Below are 14,889 nucleotides of genomic sequence, written 5' to 3'. Positions count from 1 at the left end.
CGGGCGGTTTTTCTTTGCGTCATTCCGCAGGCTGCGAGGCGCCGTAAAACTGGCGCACGAAGCTGCAAAAGCGCAGGCTGTCGGCGCTGGCGTGGCGAGGCAGCAGCAGGTACAGGTCCCGCTCGGCGCTGCCCGGCGGCAGCGGAAAGGCCAGCAGCCGTTTTTCTGCCACAAAATCCCGCACCGCCTTTTCCGACACGATGGATACCCCCAGTCCGCCGGATACCAGATTCTTGATGGATTCCTGGTCGTTCACCCGGGCGGTGACCCGCAGCTCGGTTTCCCGCAGGCCCATCTGGGCCAGAAACCGGTCGGCGCTTTTCTGGCTGCCGCTGCCCGGCTCCCGCAGGATGATGGGCTCGCGCAGCAGCTCGGCCAGCGCCTGCTCGCCCTGGCTTTGCATCGCCAGAAACCGGCGGCTCACCGGAGTGATGAGCACCATCCGGTCCCGGAAGAAAGGTTCGCAGCGGATGGATTCCTCCTGACAGGGCATGCCGCTCATGCCCACGTCGAACAAACCGCCCGCCACCTCCTCGATGACCTGGCGGCTGTCGCTTTGATGCACCACGAAGTAGCTGCCCGGGTTCTCCTTGCCGTAGCGGGGCAGCACCTCCGGCAGAATATAGGCCGAGGGAATGGTGGAGGCCCCCAGCTGGATGATGTGCTGGTCGCTTTGCCGCCAGCGCTGCAACAGGTTGTCCTGCAATTCCAGCATCCGGCAGGCGCATTCATACAGCTCCTGCCCCCGGGGCGTGACCTGCAAATTTTTGGTGTCCCGTAAAAGGAGCTGGGTGTTCAGCTCCTCCTCCAGCGCCCGGATGTGGGTGCTGATGGTGGGCTGGGAAAGATAGGTGTTTTCCGCCGCCCGGGTGAAGCTGCCGTAGCGCACCACCGCCGCAAAGGAGCGCAGCTGCTTAAGCTCCATGCAGAATCACCTCCAGCGCAGCCAGGGCTGCGTCCACGTCCGCCTCGGTGCTGAAGGCCCCGAAGGAGAAGCGGATAGCACCCTCGGGCCAGGTGCCCAGGCTCTTGTGGGCCGAGGGGGCGCAGTGCAGCCCCACCCGGGTCTGGATGCCGAACTCGCTGTCCAGCCGGTAGGCTACCTGGGCCATCTCCCGGCCCGGCGTCTGGATGGCCACCACGCCGGTGCGGCCCTCCAGATTCCGCTTGCCCGCCAGCCGCACAAGGCCCTGGGCTTCCAGCGGGGCAAGCCCGGCCAGAAATCGGCCGGTGAGGGCCAGCTCGTGGGCCAGTATCGCGCCTTCCGGCTGCTCACCCAGCCACAAAAGCCCCTGCCGCAGGCCCAGAATGCCCGGCAGATTCAGGGTACCCGGCTCGAACCGGTCCGGCAGAAAGGCGGGGATTTCCTCGGTGTGGCTCAGGCTGCCGGTGCCGCCGCTGAGCAGCGGGTCCAGCTCGGCTTCCAGCCCCTCGGCCAGCACCAGCCCTCCGGTGCCCTGGGGCCCCAGCAGCCCCTTGTGGCCGGTGAAGGCCACCGCGTCGATGAAGTCCCCAGTCATGGAAATGGGCAGCACCCCGGCGGTCTGGGCAGCGTCCACAAAAAAGCGCAGGCCCCGGCGGCGGCAGATTTCGCCCACCTGCCGGATCGGCATCACGGTGCCGCACACGTTGCTGGCGTGGGTCAGGATCACCGCCCGGGTGTTGGGGCGGATCATCCCCTCCATCTGCTCGATGCAGAGCGAGCCGTCCGCGCGGCAGGGAATGCGGGAAAATTCCACTCCGTGGCCGGTCATCTGCATCAGCGGGCGCATCACCGCATTGTGCTCTATGGCCGAGACCAGCACATGGTCCCCCGGGTGCAGAAAGCCCTTGATGAGCAGATTCAGGCTTTCGGTCACGTTTTTGGTGAAGATCACGTTTTTGCAGTCCGGCCCGTCGAATAAGTCGCACAGCAGCTGGCGGGTGTCGAACACCTGCTCCTCGGTGTCGTAGGCGGTCTGGTAGCCACCCCGGTTGATGTTGCACCCCCCTTGGGTCATGAACTCGAACACCGCCCCGGCCACCTGGGGCGGCTTGGGAAAGCTGGTGGCGGCATTGTCCAGATAAATGCGCGGCATGGTCGCATCCTCCATTTCATTCCATCTGTGGTTTGCTTCCAGCATACCACAGGCGGGGCCGCTCTACAATTGATTTATTTTAAAAGCGGATAAATCTATTAACAAGATTAATAGATTCTATTGGAAAATAAAAGTAGTACTCTTTATAATTGGAAACAGGAGAACCCCAGGGCAGCACCGCATAATTCCAGGTGGTGGAGCGCGCCGGAAAATTTTCATGAGATGAACCAAAAAGCACAGCCAATCCTTGGTGGATTGGCGCGCATTTTTGGAAAATATCACGGAAATTTTGGGCGTGATACGCCGCCTGAGCCGTTAGGCGTGAATTGTGCGGTGTTGCCCCAAAAATACAAAAAGTGAGGGATCGTTTGGTATGGACTTGAAAAAGGAAAAGATCACAATCGTGATCGCGGGGCTGATCATCGGCGTCATTGCGGCGGCGCTGGTATTTTTCGGCAACCCGGTGAACATGGGCTTCTGCATTGCCTGTTTCCTGCGTGACACCGCGGGCGCGCTGGGCCTGCATCGGGCGGGCGCGGTGCAGTACATCCGGCCCGAGATCATCGGCCTGGTGCTGGGCAGCTTTGCCATGGCGCTGGCCAAGAAGGAATTTTCCGCCCGGGGCGGCAGCGCCCCGCTGACCCGCTTCGTGCTGGGCTTCTTTGTGATGATCGGCTGCCTGATGTTTTTGGGCTGCCCCTTCCGCATGATTCTGCGTCTGGCGGGCGGCGATCTGAACGCGCTGCTGGGCCTGGCCGGTTTTGTGGCGGGCATCCTGGTGGGCGTTGTGTTCCTGAACCGTGGCTACTCCCTGGGCCGGACCTTCAAGCAGCCGGTGCTGGAGGGCGCGGCCTTCCCGGCGGTGCAGGTGGTCATGCTGGTGCTGCTGGTGGCGGCTCCCGCCTTCATCTTCTTCTCCGAGGCGGGCGCAGGCCCCGGCGCGCTGCATGCGCCTATCCTGATCAGCCTGATTGCGGGTCTTGTGGTGGGCGCTCTGGCCCAGCGCACCCGCCTGTGCATGGTGGGCGGCATCCGTGACATGGCCCTCTTCCGGGAGAGCAAGCTGCTGCTGGGCTTTGTGGCCATCTTCGCCAGCGCTCTGGTCTGTAACCTGATCCTGAGCGCGGTCACCGGTCAGGCCTACTTCACCCTGGGCTTTGAGGGCCAGCCCGTGGCCCACACCGACGGCCTTTGGAACTTTTTGGGCATGCTGCTGGCGGGCTTTGGCTGCGTGCTGCTGGGCGGCTGCCCCCTGCGTCAGCTGGTGCTGGCGGGCGAGGGCAATTCCGACAGCGCGGTGGCCGTTCTGGGCCTTGTCGCGGGCGCTGCCTTTGCCCACAACTTCGGTCTGGCCTCCAGCGGCACCGGCAGCACCCCTGCCGGTCAGGTGGCTGTGATCATCGGCATCGCGGTGGTGGCGGTCATCGCCTGTGTGAACACCTTCCGCAAGAACGCATAAGGAGGAAAACAACTATGGTTATCGTGGACGCAAGAGGGCTTTCCTGCCCGGAGCCGGTGGTCATGACCCGCAAGGCCATGATGGACAAGCAGGCCAAGTATCAGGTGCTGGTGGACAATCTGGCCAGCAAGGAAAACGTGACCCGTTACGCTCAGCATCAGGGCTACGCGGTCCAGGTGGAGGAAACGGGCGGCGAATATACCCTGACCCTGACCAAGGCATGAGCTACATTGCAACCTTTTATTCCCATTTCGGGGCCATCCGCTTCAAAAAGCTGTGCCAGCAAGAAGGCATTCCGGTGAAGGTGATGCCGGTGCCCCGGGCGCTGAGCAGCAGCTGCGGTACCTGCGCGGAATACGGGGGCAGCGACCCTTGCCCCGGCGGAGAATACCTCGCCGAGGTGGAGCAGGTGGTGGAGGTGACCGGCGAGGGATACCGCCCGGTCTACCGGGCCGAGGGCAGCTGAAGGAGGAGCCATTGATGGAAACCGAGGTAAAGCTGACAAAGCTGGCCAGCTGCGCGGGCTGCGGGGCCAAGGTGGGCGCGGGCACGCTGGCCCGCATGCTGGAGGGCTTCGAGACCCATTACGACCCCCGGCTCATCGTGGGCTACGACAAGAGCGACGACGCCAGCGTGTATGTAATCACCGACGAGGTGGCCCTGGTGCAGACCACCGACTTTTTCCCGCCCATCGTGGACGACCCCTATCTTTTCGGCCAGATCGCGGCGGCCAATGCCCTGAGCGACGTGTACGCCATGGGCGGCGAGCCCCGCACCGCGCTGAACATCATGTGCCTGCCCGAATCCATGGACAAGCACACGGTGCATGAGATTCTGCGGGGCGGCTATGCCAAGGCCTACGAGGCGGGGGCCATCATCACCGGCGGGCATACCATCCACGGGGCCGAGCCCATCTACGGGCTGGCGGTGGCGGGCTTTGTCCACCCGGATAAGGTGCTCACCAACAGCGGGGCCAGACCCGGCGACGTGCTGCTGCTCACAAAGCCGCTGGGCGTGGGGGTCATCACCACCGCCGCCAAGGCGGACCTGGTGGAAGCGCCGGTGCTGGAGCGCATCTACCGGCAGATGGCCACCCTGAACAAGGCCGCCCGGGACGTGCTGGTGAACTACCCGGTGCACAGCTGCACCGACGTGACCGGCTTCGCCCTGCTGGGCCACAGCTTCGAGATGGCCCAGGGCAGCGGCTGCACCCTGCACATCCAGGCCCATGCCGTGCCCTTCCACCCGGAGGCGCTGGAGCTGGCCCGGATGGGCTTCATCCCGGCCGGTGCTTACCGCAACCGGGAATACGCCCAGGCGGGCGTGCAGGTGAACGGCCGGGTGGAGCAGGCGCTGGAGGATCTGTTCTACGATCCCCAGACCAGCGGCGGCCTGCTGGCGGCAGTGCCCAAAGAGTGCGCCGAGGAGTGCCTGGAACGGCTGCTGGCCGCGGGCGTGGAAGCCGCGCGCATCGGCTATGTGACCGAGCAGCAGGCCGCGGCGGTCTGCCTGGAGGGCTAAAAAGTTTTTCATAACAAAAAGCGCGCTTTTCCCCCAATGGCGGGAAAGCGCGCTTTTTGTGCTGCGGGGTCAGTGCTCGCCGTCGGACGACATGAACAGGCTGGGGATGGCGCCCAGGGCGCAAAGACCGATCAGCGAGTAGACGATGCGGCTGATCACACTGGCGGAACCGCCGAACAGCCAGGCCACCAGATCGAAGCGGAACAGGCCCACAAGGCCCCAGTTCAGACCGCCCACGATCAGCAGCAGGATACAGATCTTATAAAAAACAGACATGTTTTTTCCTCCTTTTCTGGCCTTAGTCTGTCCCGGTTTCTTTCTGGTTATACAGTCCGGGGACGGTTTTCGCTTCCATCCAATATAGTGCAAAAGCTGTGAACATGGGGAAGTGATTTTGGCCACAGCGCCCAAAAATACACGAAAGTACAAATAGTAAAGCCGCTTTGCACTAGACGCTGCGCCGCGGGATGTACTACAATGAAAGCAAGAGAAGCGGCCGGGCCCGCAGCCCGGCGCAGTGCGCTGCGGGCCACAGGCCAAAGCGCCGGTGATGACACGAAAGGACGGAAAAACATGAAATTCTTGAATGTTGAGATCCCCGTAAAGAACCTGCCTGAGCTGGACCAGGGCTTTGTGCCCCTGGGCCTGTTCTTCAAGCATTACGCCATGGGCGCCACCAAGCCCCTGTGCATCGCTGTGGAGCGCAGCGGCGGCCAGATCGGCACCTGGGAGTGCAAGGTATACGACACCCCCGAGATGGCTGAGGCCGACGCCTACTATGTGGACCGCCTGGTGAAGTTCCTGCTGTGGAGCTGGGGCGGCTTCAAGGTGTACATCTGCGGCGACGACAAGCTGGCCGAGGGCATCAAGAAGGCCTACTCCGTGGGCGGCAGCCGTGAGTTCGACAAGAACTTCATGGAGGGCGTTTACGAGCACGAGTTCGAGGTAGTGGCTCTGCCCTACGACCAGAAGCCCTCTGCCTTCCAGAAGACCGAGAGCGTCGGCCGCCACACCAACGGCGCCCGCATCGGCTTCGACGCCGGCGGATCTGACCGCAAGGTGAGCGCCGTGATCGACGGCGAGACCATCTACAGCGAAGAGGTTGTGTGGTACCCGAAGGTCAACACCAACCCCGACTACCACTACCTGGGCATCCTGGCCGCCATGGAGACCGCTGCCGCAAAGATTCTGGAGAAGGGCCGCAAGGTGGACGGCATCGGCGTTTCCTCCGCCGGTGTTTACATCGACAACAAGTGCATGGTCGCCAGCCTGTTCCTGAAGGTGGGCAAGGAAGACTTCGACGCTAAGGTGAAGAACATCTACACCCGCGCTGCCGAGGATCTGGGCCGCATCCTGGGCTACGAGATCCCCGTTGTGGTTGCCAACGACGGCGACGTTTCCGCTCTGGCCGGCGCTATGGGCCTGGGTGAGAACGGCATCATGGGCATCGCCATGGGCACCAGCGAGGCTGTTGGCTACGTGGACGGCGAGGGCAACATCTGCGGCTGGCTGAACGAGCTGGCTTTTGCTCCCGTGGACGGCCAGCCCGACGCCATGGAAGACGAGTGGAGCGGCGACATCGGCTGCGGCGTGAAGTACTTCAGCCAGGACGGCGTGAACAAGCTGGCTCCCCGTGCCGGCATCGAGCTGGACGAGACCGAGCCCCCGGCAAAGCGCCTGAAGGTTGTTCAGGGCCTGATGGCTGAGAACGACGAGCGCGCCATCAAGGTGTACGAGAGCATCGGCGTGTACCTGGGCCACACCATGGGCCTGTACGCTCAGTTCTACGACATCCACCACGTACAGATGATGGGCCGCGTGATGAGCGGCCGCGGCGGCGATATCATCCTGGAGACCGCTGCCCGCGTGATGGACGAGGAGTACCCCGACGTGAAGTTCCGTCCCGAAGCTCCGGACGAGATGACCCGCCGCGTTGGCCAGAGCTCCGCTGCTGCCAGCCTGCCCGAGGTTAAGTAAGCGGCAACACCGCATCATTCCAGGTGGTGGAGCACGCCGGAAAATTTTTTGTGAGATGAACCAAAAAGCGCAGACAAGCCTTGGAGGCCCCGCGAGCATTTTTGGAAAATAGCACGGAAAATTTTGGCGTGATACGCCGCCTGAGGGCTTCACCGTGAATTGTGCGGCGTTGCCTGAAAACTTTTTGTAAAACTTGCAGAGCATTTGCGCCCGCCTCTTTGGAGGCGGGCGTTTTTGTGCTATAATAAAAGTCGATTCCCGGCCTGCCTGCGGGCAGGACGTGGTGATTGATGGGAAAGGGGGCTTTGCCCTGTGAAAAAACGATTTTGGATGGCGGCCGCCGCCTGCTTTGTGCTGGCTGCCGTTTGTATTCTTCTGCCCGCTCCCTGGACCTGGCTGCGGGTCACGCTGGCCATTCTTTCGGTACCCCTGCTGGTGGGGGCCATGCTGCTGGTGGTGAACGCCCTGCTGCCCGCGAATGCGCTGCCGGTGCTGGGCCTGGACGAGCCGGAGCACGCCGTCCTGCCGGTGCCGCCTGCGCCCGGCCTGCCCCAGAACATTCCCGTGGACCAGCGGGTGCTGGGCAGCCTGCGGGGCGCGGTTCGCGCCATGGACGGTATGACCGGGACCTTTGCCCGTCCGCCCATGCTGGCCTGGCAGTTCGAGCGATTGCAGACCGGTTGTTCCGCGCTGCTGGCGGCGCTGGAGGCGGAAGGAGCCGACCCGGCGCAGGCCGCGGATTTCGCGGTGCAGTATCTGCCCAACGTGATGCAGTATCTGCTGGCCTGCACCCATGAGGGCTGCCCCGCCGGTGCGGCGCACACGCTGGCCCGGGCCGCCCGCGCCTGCGAGCGCCAGCTGGACGCGCTGGCCGCCGGGGAGTATGTGACCTTCGAGCAGGAGTATTACGCGGTGCGTGGCGATTTGCAGGCCGCCGGGTTCCACTGGGACTGGTAAGTCGTCCGCAGAAGCAACAAAACAGAAAAAGACCCGTGGGGCTGCCAAACCGGCAGGCCCGCACGGGTCTTTTTGTTTGTGAAAAGAGAGGGTGGCATCAGCCCCGGGTGCCCACGATGGAGCTGTCGTGGCTCCAGCCCTGCAGGTCGGTGGGGGTCAGGTTCCGGGTAAAAGCTTCGCTGGCCTTAAAGGCATCCCAGTCGCTTTGAGCGGCGGCGCTGCGGATGGCGGTGCCGTCCAGATATTCGTCGCTCCAGGGGTTGGCCGGGTCCGGGTCGGTGGGGTCCCAGCCCCGCAGGTTCTCGTCCTTGGGGTCGGTGGTCAGGGTGTCCGGCTTGCCCATGGGGCCGGGGTTGGCCGCGTCGTCATAAATGGCCACTGGGGTGCCGATGGGGCAGTTTTCATAGATCCAGCGCACATCCACCACCGCCAGACGGATGCAGCCCAGCGACGCGGTGGTCCCCAGCTTGTTGAACTCGTCGTATTCCAGATCGTCCTTGTGCTGGGTGTAGTAGGGCACCGAGTGGAACAGGTAAGGCCCGTCGATGCGGGTGGCGTACTGGCCGTAGCAGGGGCCGGAAAGCAGCCGCCAGTCGTAGTTCACCAGGGTGTTCCAGTAGCCGGTGGGGGTGTCGGTGCCGCCGCTGCACACCATGGCCATGTAGGGTTTGGTGTACTGGCCGTTCTCGTCGGCGGTGTAAACGGTCACGGTGTTGGCGTCCCGGTTCACCGCCAGGAAATAGGGGAAGCCCTCCTGCACGGTCAGGTCCAGCCCCTCAAAGCCGGGCTGGCTCTGCAGCCAGGCCATGGTATCCTTGCCGGCTTGGGCCCACACCGCCTCCGGGTCCGGCGTGGGGGTAGGCTCGGCGGTGGGCGCGGGCGTGCCCGGGGCCGAAGTGGGGGCGGCGGAGACGACAGGTGCTTCGGAAGCGTCCTTGCTGCCGCAGCCCGCCAGCAGGCCGCCCAGCATCAGGGCGGCGAACAAAATGGATGCAATGCGTTTGGTCAAGGTTGGGTTCCTCCTGTGATTGGATTGATTTATCAGCCCTCGCCGGGTTCGGCAAGAGCGTCGGGCAGCTGGGGCTGCCGGGCAATGGCCGGGCAGGCGGCCTGCTGGCGGCGGCCCGGCTGGAAGGTGCCCTCGGGGGTGCCCGGCTCGGGAAGCGGCTGGCCGGGGGTCAGGGTGAGATGGCAGCACTGCCAGCCCCAATCAAAATCCCCGTAGCGCAGGTTCACGTCCACCGTGCCGTCGCCCCGGTATAAAAACGTGTATTCGCTGTCCAGCGTATCCTCCCGAACCAGGCGGGTCTCGTGTTGCAGCATCCGGGCCAGCCAGTCTTTCCCCTCGGGGAACAGCTGCAAAAACTGCTCCTCCTCCAGCGGAACGGCCCCCAGCTCATAAAAGCTGCCGTTTTCCAGCACCAGCGGGTAGTGATGCACGCTGCGCCCGGAGGGCAGAAAGCTCCCCTCCTCGGTGACCCAAAGATAGGAATTGTCCATCCCGTCCGCGGGTTCGATGCGGGTGCAGCCGCCGTCCAGCCGGGTGACCTCCAGCGAAAACCGGGTGCTGCCCTCTATCGTCTGAGCGGACACCGCCAGAGGCTGGCCGCTTTCCGGGTCCCGGAGGGAAAAACCGGTCAGCGCGCCGGTATCGTCCAGATAGAAAAAGTAGCTGGCCGGAGGCGAAACGCCCAGCTGCTGCTCGGTGATCATCACCCAGGTCTGGCCGTCCTCCAGCAAAATCCTGCGGAGGGTCTGGGGCCCGCAGGGACCGATGTCCAGCGGCAGGGCCTCCTCCTCGGTCACGTAAAAGGCGGCCTGGGGCACGCTTTGCTCCGGCTTGCCCACCAGCACCACCGCGTCCTGTTCGGTCAGCGCGGGCAGCAGGTAGTCCATCACCGGCAGGTCGGTGGCCAGCACCAGCGACTGGCGCAGGTCGGTGGAGGCGTTTGCCTTCCAGCGCAGCTGGGCTTCGTTCACCGCGCCCTGTGCGGGCGGCGCAGCGCTTGTGGACGGCGTACCGGCAGAGGATTGGCTGGCAGACGCGGCTTGACCGGCCTGCTCTGAAGTGGCGGGAGCGGCGCAGCCGGTCAGAACCGCAAGAATCATCAAAGCACACGCGATCCGGCGCATGGACGGCACTTCCTTTCTTTTCTATGTAAAATGAACTTCTTACAGAACCCCCAGTCCGTGGGCAAGCTTGGTGATGAAGTCCTGCACGTTGGTCACCATGGTGGTGGCGCACAGGCTGCCCCGGTCCAGCAGCTTGTTCACCACGAATTCGTCCGCGTCCACGGTGTACAGATACACCGGGCGGATGGTGCCGTCCGGCAGCACCCGGAAGCTGGGGGTCATGTTTCCAGCGGCGATGGTGTGCAGCATGGTGGCCAGGCAGATCACGGTGGTGGCCTGCTTCACCAGGCCGCGCATGGCCGCCTGGCCCTGATAGGCGTCGCCGATCACCTCCGGCAGGGGGCCGTCGTCCCGGATGGAGCCGGTGAGCACGAAGGGCACGCCCTGCTTTACGATGCTGTACATGATGCCGTCCTGAATGTTGTATTCCCGGATGAACTGGGGGATGCCGCCGCAGCGGCGCACCCGGTTGATCACGTCCAGATGGTTGTAATGGCCGCCGGGCATGCTCTGCTGGGTGTAGATGTCCTGCCCCAGGGCGGTGTGCAGGTGCGCGCCCTCCAGGTCGTGGGTGGCAAGGGCGTTGCCCGCCAGCAGACCGTGGGCGTAGCCTGCCTCCACCAGCGCCTGCATGGCGGCCCGGGCGCCTGCGTCAAAGGAGAAGGCGGGCCCCATCACCCAAAGAATGTTGCCGTGTTCCTTCTCGTGGCGCAGCAGCTGAATCAGCCGGTCGTAGTCCTTGGTGTAGGAGGTCTCCCGGCTGCGCCCCTGGCGGAAGGTGAAGGCGTCCGCCTCGGCCTGAGCTTCCGGGTCCGCAAAGCCGCCGGTGTGCAGGTAGATGCCGTCCGCGCCGTCGTCGGTGCGGCCCAGGGCTACCAGGTCGCCCTGTCTCAGGTTGCGCAGCTCCACCACGTCCAGACGGCCGTTTTCCCGCAGCACCACGCAGCTGTCCATCCGGCTTTCCTCCGCCAGGGTCCAGCGGCCGTCGATCCGGAAGTATTCCGGGTACATGCTGGTGCTGTGGTAACCGTCCGGCGCGGCCCCGTCGCAGGGCGCGGGCACAAAGCGGGCGTTCGGGCAGCGGGCGAAGGCGGGCGCGGAAAAGTCCGGCGCGCGGTAAATGGGAAGCGAAAATGACATAGGTCCTCCTTTGCCGCGTTTGGGGCGGCGATAGTGGGAATGGTTGGCGGTATGCACTGCCGCAAAGGGCAGCTGCTGATAAAACGAACCGGCGGGGGAAACTCTTTCAAAAAATGCCGTATCTTGCTGTTCCAGCGTACCGCGAACTTGGGGACTTTGTCAACCGGCTTGCCATTCGCAAATAGGCGTGATATGCTAAAGAAAATAACGCGCATGAATGATGCGGTATTGCCCTAGTAGTAATATGAAACGGGCCGGGAGCAATATGCCCGGCGCACAAAGGAGAAGAAACGATGAATCAGGGGATGAAGCAGCTGGCTCAGCGGCTGAAAACGGAACCGGCGGTGCTGGTGACCATTCTGGAAAGCAAGGGTTCGGCTCCCCGGCATGCGGGGGCCTTTATGGCAGTGCTGGGCGGCGGCGAGTGCATCGGCACCATCGGCGGCGGCAAGGTGGAGGCGGTGTGCCGGCAGCGGGCCGCCCGGGCGCTGGCGGAACAGCAGAGCGCGGTGGAGGAATACGACCTGAACGACCAGGGCCCCAATCAGGTGGGCATGGCCTGCGGCGGTCAGGTGCGGGTGGAATTCCTGTATCTGCCCGCGGGCAGGGAATCGGCGCAGGAGCTGGCCCGGCGGGCAGCTCAGACCGGGGCCGGGCGGGTGCTGCTGTTCGGCGCGGGCCATGTGGCCCGGGCGCTGGCGGCGCTGCTGCCCGCGCTGGAATTTGAGTACTGGGTGGTGGACGACCGGCCGGAGTTCGCGGTGAAGGAGGCCTTCCCCGGCGCGGCGGGCGTTCTCTGTGAGGACATGGCCGCCGCGGTGAACCGGCTGAAACCCACCGAGGAAGACCTGATCGTCATTATGACACGAGGCCATGAGCATGACTATGAGGTGCTGCGCAAGGCGCTGACCACTCCGGCGGGCTACATCGGCCTGATGGGCAGCCGCCGCAAGATCGCCATGACCCGCCAGAAGCTGGAGGAGGAGGGCTTCGGCCCGGAGCAGTTCGACCGGGTGAGCACCCCCATCGGCCTGTCCATCGGGGCCGAGACCCCGGCGGAGATCGCCGTGAGCGTCACCGCCCAGCTCATCGCCTGGCGGGCGGAGCATCGGGGCGCGGGCGCAAAACCGCTGGACCTGATCCACAGCTGAGTCAAACAAAAAAGGGGAGCAGCACGCGCTGCTCCCTTTTTATATTTGGATATCTGGGGGTTATTTTTTGCGGTAGAAGTCGATCAAGGCCTGGGTGCCCTCGTTCTCGCCGCCCGCCGCGGCGAACTCCTCGTAGAGATGGAGCACGCTGTCCAGCATTTCCAGCTCCACGCCCCGCTGAGCGGCCTCTTCCCGGATGATCTTCATGTCCTTGATAAAGTGCTTCACGAAGAAGCCGGGGGCGAAATCTCCCGCCAGTGCCCGGGGCGCCATGTTGGTGATCTGCCAGCTGCCCGCCGCGCCGCCGCCGATGGCCGCCAGCATCTTGTGGGGGTCCAGCCCGGCCTTCTCGGCGTAGAGGATGGCCTCGGTGTAGGCCGCGGTCGCGCCCGCCACGGCGATCTGGTTGGCCGCCTTGGTGTGCTGGCCGTAGCCTGCGGGACCCATGAGCAGCACGCTCTTGCCCATGCACTCAAACAGGGGCAGGGCCTTTTTAAAGGCCTCCTCGTCGCCGCCCACCATGATGGACAGAGTAGCTTCCCGGGCGCCCTTGTCGCCGCCGGAGACCGGCGCGTCCATCACGGCGATGCCCTTTTCCTTGCCCAGGGCATACAGCTTCTGGGCCAGGGTGGGGCTGGAGGTGGTCATGTCCACCACCACGGCCCCGGCGGGGGCGTTTTCCAGAATGCCCTCGGGGTCGCAGAACACCTGCTCCACGTCCGCAGGGTAGCCCACCATCACGAACACGAATTCCGCGTCGGCCACTGCGTCCCGAATGGTGGCGCAGGGCAAAAAGCCGAATTCCTCCGCCTGCTGGCACACCGCCTCGTAGCGGCGGCTGTAGGCCTTCACGGTATGCCCGGCCTTTACCAGGTGGCCCGCCTGCTGGCGGCCCATCACGCCGGTGCCGATCCATGCGATCTTGCTCATAACAACACATCTCCCCATTTTGAATGAAATGCCGCCCCGGTGTTTGACCGGGGCGGGAAAAACAAGGTTCAGACGGATTCCCGGGTCACCACCCGAATCCACTTGCCGCTGCGCAGCCGGATGAGACCGGCGATGCTCTTCACGATGTTGTCACACCGCAGGCAGAAGAATACGGCGGGCGCGCTCCAGTGCAGCACAAAGCCGGTGAGCAGGCCCAGCGGGATGGCCAGGCACCACTGCAGGCCGCTGTCCAGGAGCAGGTTGGTGCGCACGTCGCCGCCGCCCCGCAGAACGCCCACGATCATCACGCAGCCCACCGCCTGGAAGGGCTGCATCAGGGCCAGGATGGTCATCATGGCAAAGGCGGTGTCGTGGGCCAGCTGGCTCACATTATAAAGGCTCAGGATATAGGGCCGCCCCACCAGCAGCAGGGTCATGCAGATAAAGCTCAGGCCCAGGCCCACCAGCACCGAGCTGTTGGCGGCCCGCTTGGCGTCCTGAATGCGCCCCTCGCCGATGGTCTTGCCCACCACCACCGCGCTGGCGGCAGACATGCCGAAGGTGAATACGCTCACCAGCTGGTTGAACACGTTCACGATGCTCATGGCGCTGGTGTAGCTGGCGCCCATATGGCCGATGGTCAGGTTCACCACCGAGAGGCCCACACCCCACAGCAGTTCGTTGCTCACCACCGGCACGCTGTTGCGCACATAGTCCCGGCCCAGGCCGCTCTTCAGCTGCAGCAGCCAGCGGGGAGTGAAGCGCACCCGCTTTTCAATAAAGCACATGTACACCAGGGTGGCGCACAGCTCGAACAGGCGGGCCATCACGGTGCCGAAGGCCGCGCCCCGTACGCCCCAGGCCGGGGCGCCCAGCTTGCCGAAGATGAAGCAGTAGTTGAAAAACACGTTGATGAAAAAGCTGCAGCCGTACACCACCATGCTGATGCGCACCTGCTCCACCGCCCGCAGGCACATGATGTAGCAGTTGGAAAAGCTGAACAGCACGAAGCTGATGGATAAAAGCTTCAGGTACGCCGCGCCGGATTCGATTACCGCCGCATCGGTGGTGTAGATGGCCAGCACCTTTTCGGGCAGAAAATGGCCCACCAAAGCGAACAGGCTGCTTATCACCAGCACCACCCGCAGGGTGAGCGCGAAGATCTGGCGGATGCGCAGCATGTCCCGCTTGCCCCAGTACTGGGCAATCAGCACCGCCGCGCCGCTGGCCAGGCCGAAGCCCATCACGTCCAGAATGGTGAACAGCTGGCCGCCCAGGTTGGCCGAGGCGATGGCCACATCGCCCAGCTGGCCCAGCATGATGATGTCCATCATGTTCACGCCCAGGCTGATCACGTTCTGCAAAGCGATGGGAATGGTAATGGCCAGCATCCGCTTGTAAAACGACCAGTCGGTATAAAAATGTTCTTTGAATCGCTGCATTGGTCTGTCCTCTCTCTGTTTTGGTTTGGGGCGGGGCTTTGCCGCCGTTTGCATCATCGGTTTCAGTATAGCATATCCGGGCAAAAGCTGCCAGAGAGCGG

General features: G+C 63.9%; 16 protein-coding genes. 8 read left to right on the top strand and 8 right to left on the bottom strand.

Going from position 1 to position 14,889, the window contains the following annotated elements; genetic code table 11:
- Positions 1–19 precede the first annotated feature (19 nt).
- Both B5G03_RS11290 and B5G03_RS11285 read right to left on the bottom strand, forming a co-directional pair.
- Complete coding sequence (locus B5G03_RS11290) at positions 20–925, bottom strand: selenium metabolism-associated LysR family transcriptional regulator (RefSeq protein WP_087181806.1); 906 nt, start codon at positions 923–925, stop codon at positions 20–22.
- A complete protein-coding gene (locus tag B5G03_RS11285; protein ID WP_087181805.1) occupies positions 915–2,078 on the bottom strand; it encodes an aminotransferase class V-fold PLP-dependent enzyme in 1,164 nt (387 codons plus the stop codon). The genes B5G03_RS11290 and B5G03_RS11285 overlap by 11 nt, the downstream gene beginning before the upstream one ends.
- A 222-nt stretch (positions 2,079–2,300) precedes the next feature.
- Here B5G03_RS11285 and B5G03_RS17435 point away from each other — a divergent pair, with 222 nt between their 5' ends.
- From B5G03_RS17435 to selD, 5 genes are read left to right on the top strand one after another with little or no spacing between them, the layout of a single operon-like run.
- Complete coding sequence (locus B5G03_RS17435) at positions 2,301–2,438, top strand: hypothetical protein (RefSeq protein WP_162613396.1); 138 nt, start codon at positions 2,301–2,303, stop codon at positions 2,436–2,438.
- Between the two features lie 13 nt (positions 2,439–2,451).
- A complete protein-coding gene (gene yedE, locus B5G03_RS11280; protein ID WP_087181804.1) occupies positions 2,452–3,537 on the top strand; it encodes a YedE family putative selenium transporter in 1,086 nt (361 codons plus the stop codon).
- Positions 3,538–3,551: 14 nt separating this feature from the next.
- On the top strand, positions 3,552–3,761 hold the full coding sequence (locus B5G03_RS11275) for a sulfurtransferase TusA family protein (RefSeq protein ID WP_087181803.1): 210 nt from the start codon (positions 3,552–3,554) through the stop codon (positions 3,759–3,761).
- The gene (locus tag B5G03_RS11270; protein ID WP_087181802.1) at positions 3,758–4,003 is read left to right on the top strand and encodes a putative Se/S carrier protein; all 246 of its coding nucleotides are present in this window, start codon (positions 3,758–3,760) and stop codon (positions 4,001–4,003) included. Before B5G03_RS11275 ends, B5G03_RS11270 begins: the two co-directional genes overlap by 4 nt.
- A 14-nt stretch (positions 4,004–4,017) precedes the next feature.
- Complete coding sequence (gene selD / locus B5G03_RS11265; RefSeq protein ID WP_087181801.1) at positions 4,018–5,058, top strand: selenide, water dikinase SelD; 1,041 nt, start codon at positions 4,018–4,020, stop codon at positions 5,056–5,058.
- A gap of 69 nt (positions 5,059–5,127) precedes the next feature.
- Here selD and B5G03_RS11260 read toward each other — a convergent pair whose 3' ends face one another.
- Positions 5,128–5,334 (bottom strand): DUF378 domain-containing protein, encoded by a 207-nt coding sequence (locus B5G03_RS11260; protein WP_087181800.1) that lies wholly within the window; start codon positions 5,332–5,334, stop codon positions 5,128–5,130.
- Positions 5,335–5,631: 297 nt separating this feature from the next.
- Here B5G03_RS11260 and B5G03_RS11255 point away from each other — a divergent pair, with 297 nt between their 5' ends.
- Positions 5,632–7,035, top strand: coding sequence for an ROK family protein (locus B5G03_RS11255; RefSeq protein ID WP_087181799.1), 1,404 nt, complete (start codon positions 5,632–5,634; stop codon positions 7,033–7,035).
- A 312-nt stretch (positions 7,036–7,347) separates the two neighbouring features.
- The gene (locus tag B5G03_RS11250; protein ID WP_140401684.1) at positions 7,348–7,992 is read left to right on the top strand and encodes a hypothetical protein; all 645 of its coding nucleotides are present in this window, start codon (positions 7,348–7,350) and stop codon (positions 7,990–7,992) included.
- A 97-nt stretch (positions 7,993–8,089) separates the two neighbouring features.
- Here the strand turns inward: B5G03_RS11250 and B5G03_RS11245 are convergent, their stop codons facing one another.
- From B5G03_RS11245 to B5G03_RS11235, 3 genes are read right to left on the bottom strand one after another with little or no spacing between them, the layout of a single operon-like run.
- Positions 8,090–9,001, bottom strand: a complete 912-nt coding sequence (locus B5G03_RS11245) for a L,D-transpeptidase family protein (RefSeq protein WP_087181797.1) — start codon at positions 8,999–9,001, stop codon at positions 8,090–8,092.
- Between the two features lie 32 nt (positions 9,002–9,033).
- Positions 9,034–10,125, bottom strand: coding sequence for a hypothetical protein (locus B5G03_RS11240; RefSeq protein ID WP_087181796.1), 1,092 nt, complete (start codon positions 10,123–10,125; stop codon positions 9,034–9,036).
- A gap of 39 nt (positions 10,126–10,164) precedes the next feature.
- The gene (locus B5G03_RS11235) at positions 10,165–11,265 is read right to left on the bottom strand and encodes a putative NPN-dependent ornithine cyclodeaminase (RefSeq protein WP_087181795.1); all 1,101 of its coding nucleotides are present in this window, start codon (positions 11,263–11,265) and stop codon (positions 10,165–10,167) included.
- Between the two features lie 293 nt (positions 11,266–11,558).
- On the opposite strand from B5G03_RS11235, the gene xdhC reads away from it, so the two are divergent.
- On the top strand, positions 11,559–12,416 hold the full coding sequence (gene xdhC / locus B5G03_RS11230) for a xanthine dehydrogenase accessory protein XdhC (protein WP_087181794.1): 858 nt from the start codon (positions 11,559–11,561) through the stop codon (positions 12,414–12,416).
- Between the two features lie 60 nt (positions 12,417–12,476).
- On the opposite strand, the gene B5G03_RS11225 is transcribed toward xdhC, so the two are convergent.
- Entirely contained in the window at positions 12,477–13,346 is an 870-nt protein-coding gene (locus B5G03_RS11225; protein ID WP_087181793.1) for an NAD(P)-dependent oxidoreductase, read from the bottom strand.
- A gap of 68 nt (positions 13,347–13,414) precedes the next feature.
- Positions 13,415–14,788 (bottom strand): MATE family efflux transporter, encoded by a 1,374-nt coding sequence (locus tag B5G03_RS11220; RefSeq protein WP_162613395.1) that lies wholly within the window; start codon positions 14,786–14,788, stop codon positions 13,415–13,417.
- Positions 14,789–14,889: the final 101 nt, after the last annotated feature.

The organism is Gemmiger sp. An50, assembly GCF_002161595.1.
Classification (GTDB): Bacteria; Bacillota; Clostridia; order Oscillospirales; family Ruminococcaceae; genus Allofournierella.
This window is presented reverse-complemented; position numbering and strand designations above follow the sequence as displayed.

What these genes read in the sequence shown, in the direction of transcription:
- B5G03_RS11290 (WP_087181806.1), bottom strand. Translation starts at nt 925, where the DNA reads ATGGAGCTTAAGCAGCTGCGCTCCTTTGCGGCGGTGGTGCGCTACGGC.
- B5G03_RS11285 (WP_087181805.1), bottom strand. Translation starts at nt 2,078, where the DNA reads ATGCCGCGCATTTATCTGGACAATGCCGCCACCAGCTTTCCCAAGCCG.
- B5G03_RS17435 (WP_162613396.1), top strand. Translation starts at nt 2,301, where the DNA reads ATGAACCAAAAAGCACAGCCAATCCTTGGTGGATTGGCGCGCATTTTT.
- yedE (WP_087181804.1), top strand. Translation starts at nt 2,452, where the DNA reads ATGGACTTGAAAAAGGAAAAGATCACAATCGTGATCGCGGGGCTGATC.
- B5G03_RS11275 (WP_087181803.1), top strand. Translation starts at nt 3,552, where the DNA reads ATGGTTATCGTGGACGCAAGAGGGCTTTCCTGCCCGGAGCCGGTGGTC.
- B5G03_RS11270 (WP_087181802.1), top strand. Translation starts at nt 3,758, where the DNA reads ATGAGCTACATTGCAACCTTTTATTCCCATTTCGGGGCCATCCGCTTC.
- selD (WP_087181801.1), top strand. Translation starts at nt 4,018, where the DNA reads ATGGAAACCGAGGTAAAGCTGACAAAGCTGGCCAGCTGCGCGGGCTGC.
- B5G03_RS11260 (WP_087181800.1), bottom strand. Translation starts at nt 5,334, where the DNA reads ATGTCTGTTTTTTATAAGATCTGTATCCTGCTGCTGATCGTGGGCGGT.
- B5G03_RS11255 (WP_087181799.1), top strand. Translation starts at nt 5,632, where the DNA reads ATGAAATTCTTGAATGTTGAGATCCCCGTAAAGAACCTGCCTGAGCTG.
- B5G03_RS11240 (WP_087181796.1), bottom strand. Translation starts at nt 10,125, where the DNA reads ATGCGCCGGATCGCGTGTGCTTTGATGATTCTTGCGGTTCTGACCGGC.
- B5G03_RS11235 (WP_087181795.1), bottom strand. Translation starts at nt 11,265, where the DNA reads ATGTCATTTTCGCTTCCCATTTACCGCGCGCCGGACTTTTCCGCGCCC.
- xdhC (WP_087181794.1), top strand. Translation starts at nt 11,559, where the DNA reads ATGAATCAGGGGATGAAGCAGCTGGCTCAGCGGCTGAAAACGGAACCG.
- B5G03_RS11225 (WP_087181793.1), bottom strand. Translation starts at nt 13,346, where the DNA reads ATGAGCAAGATCGCATGGATCGGCACCGGCGTGATGGGCCGCCAGCAG.
- B5G03_RS11220 (WP_162613395.1), bottom strand. Translation starts at nt 14,788, where the DNA reads ATGCAGCGATTCAAAGAACATTTTTATACCGACTGGTCGTTTTACAAG.